Source organism: Thermoanaerobacter sp. CM-CNRG TB177 (assembly GCF_018588165.1).
In the GTDB taxonomy this organism is placed as follows: Bacteria; Bacillota; Thermoanaerobacteria; order Thermoanaerobacterales; family Thermoanaerobacteraceae; genus Thermoanaerobacter; species Thermoanaerobacter thermocopriae.
The window spans coordinates 1-2,680 of sequence record NZ_JAFCAC010000006.1; the positions used below are offsets into that span (position 1 = coordinate 1).

Here is a 2,680-nt window from a genome sequence, read left to right on the forward strand (position 1 = left end):
TTTTCAATCTCTTTAATTAATTCAAAAAGCTTTTCTTGAGCATTTTTGCTGTTTGGGTTTTCAGCCAATATTTTTAGTTGTTCTTCTAGTTGAAATTTATTTTCTTTAATTTTTTCTAACCATCGTGGAGCATTTAAAAACATGTTATTTAATTCCATGAACACATCTGAGTCAAGTAAATTGTTTTTATAAAACCCATTAACATTGCACGCTAAAGATAAAAAAAATACACCACCACTTAAAGAGCTAAAAATTATTAAGTCATCCTCACTACCGTCAAATTTTCCAATATTTGAACTTAAGAAACGTAAATAGTTTTTAAAATAACCATTAATACTATCCATTTGAGCTTTATATCCTTGTATTATTTTATACTGTTGGATGTTTAAGCTTATAGATGTGACTAAAAAAATTAAAAGAATCCAAGGCACAAACCTATTTTTCAATTCTTCAAAACTCCTTTCTTATGCCACTCTAGTATATCTATTTTTTTAAAAAATGTTTTTCTATTACCATTATAGTATGAAAATTTTCTAGTGTCTACTATTTTAGTATAGTTTTTCCCGGGTAATATTTTACTACTTTTTCTTGTGGTATTTTACACTAAACAGTTCTATCCATATTTCTTTTGCTACGATTTTTATGTATATCCTTTTTTCATTTGCTATTTTTCCTCCCAGTAATTCACTATTATCATGGTTCTATAATAAATGTTGGGGCGGATAAAGAACATCTCTTAAAAAATAGCGCACTTATTCTGAATGCCGGCTATAATAAAATTGGTTAAACACAAGATTTATTAAAAGTAGGCATCAGAATAAGTGCAGGACGAATTATAACCCTAATGGATTCCTGCTTACTCATACGATAATTTTACACTATGCCGTCAAGAAGGCACACGACAATTATTAAAGGCTAGCATTGGTAAAAAATTATTTTTTCTGAGAACCTACCTTTCCTTTAATTTTGTTATCTCTGCTATAAAATTTGCAATAATTACATTATATTTCAGTTTAAAACTAAAAGGCGGGTATTAAGAAAATACCCACCACAACTCTTGACAAAGAACCTTTAGAATTAGCCTTATTAGTAAGAATAACTCTCTACCTTTATTCTAACCAAAGAGTAGGGAATGACTCCATCCTCTCTTGCTATAATTGTAGAAGCTTAATTATTCAACATTCGCTACCATACTTCTTTCTTTATCAATTATTTAGTCTCTATTACACCCATATATTTTGCTCATAAAGAGACCCTAAATTAATATTAGCTTGATGATGACTTTCATAAAACTAATAAACTTTTACAATATAAGTAGCGGTATTACTATAAGAGGGATATGCATACAAATTATTTCCTCCTTCCCACTTCTTCGCGATAACTTCATATTTTAAATAAACGTATACATCGGTATACTTATATCCCTTTTCAGTTACAGACCACATAATACGTCCTCCAAACGATTTTTTCCCTGAATAATAAGCACTGTCAGCTTCATCTAAATATGCCACTAGCGGCGACCATGTGAATGAGTAAATTACATCTCCAACATCACTTACATTTGTTGTGGATGTTGTTACGGGAACTGTCACAAGACCTATAATAGGAAAATAAAACGGAAAACTAAAATTGGTTGTTTGATTAGAATTTGGTGTTTCTTTAACGACTTCTACATCACTATTTTTGGGATGGAACTTTATGTCATTTTTAATTACAAAAGCTGCATAACGCATTAAATCACCAATTCCACTGTCTTCCCAAGCATCATCAGCATAAGTTCTTATATTTATTTTGTGAAACCACGTACCTGTATTTATCGAAATTGGTCCTTGAACTCTATAATAAATTCCCCTAGTACTTACAGTTAATAAATCATCATAATAATCTGCTTGAATACTATATAAATCCTCAGAAGCTTCATACTCGTTATTGCGACTTAAAACTTGGGTTTTAACAGTCATGGGTTTTTTGTCAGAAATTAAATACGAGCTGGGATTTTTATTGTCATCAAATATATTAATTAATAAATACCCTTTTTCTTCATCTGTTATAAATACTTCAAAAGTATATCCTGTATAATTTACAACATTTCCAATATATTTTTCATTTTTTTCATCCAGTATTCCTTCTAACATGTACTTTTTGTTATCACATTTAATAAAACCTTCTATTCTACCATCCTTTATATTTATTCGTGCTTTAATGGGTTTACCTCTTTCCTCTACTCTATAAATTTTACCATTTTCTTGAATTATTTTTGATTCTGTATGCAATAATATACCGTCAGAATGTTTACTGTTTACATTTTTTATCTTTTCAATAAAAGCTTCATGCTTTATTTGGTAATTATCATTATTCAAAGCAAAAACTTTCGTATAATTTATTCCCGCTAGCAAAACAAGTACCAAAATTATTGATAATATTTTTTTGTTAAGCAACATCCTTACCTCCTTAAAAATTTAATATTTTTTAAAATTTAAGTCAGCCCTTCTAGTCGCTAAGTGAAACTGTTTCTTTCTTCTATTCATCATCTCCTTTCTGCAAGATTTATTTTCTATAATAAAACTCAAGCAATTTTTATGCCACTTCACTGTATATGGACAAAATGTGTAAAAGTTTTTGAAATGTATAATTTTTTATACACATTTTTATACACAATTAATTCTTACAAAAAATAATA

Annotated in this window: 2 protein-coding genes; both read right to left on the bottom strand. The window is 28.7% G+C overall.

The features are described from left to right. Positions 1–446 (bottom strand): hypothetical protein (locus I4N53_RS00345; protein WP_214495313.1); only part of this gene is annotated, 446 nt, incomplete at its 3' end. Between the two features lie 846 nt (positions 447–1,292). After that, positions 1,293–2,441, bottom strand: a complete 1,149-nt coding sequence (locus I4N53_RS00350) for a hypothetical protein (RefSeq protein ID WP_012994853.1) — start codon at positions 2,439–2,441, stop codon at positions 1,293–1,295. Positions 2,442–2,680 lie beyond the last annotated feature (239 nt).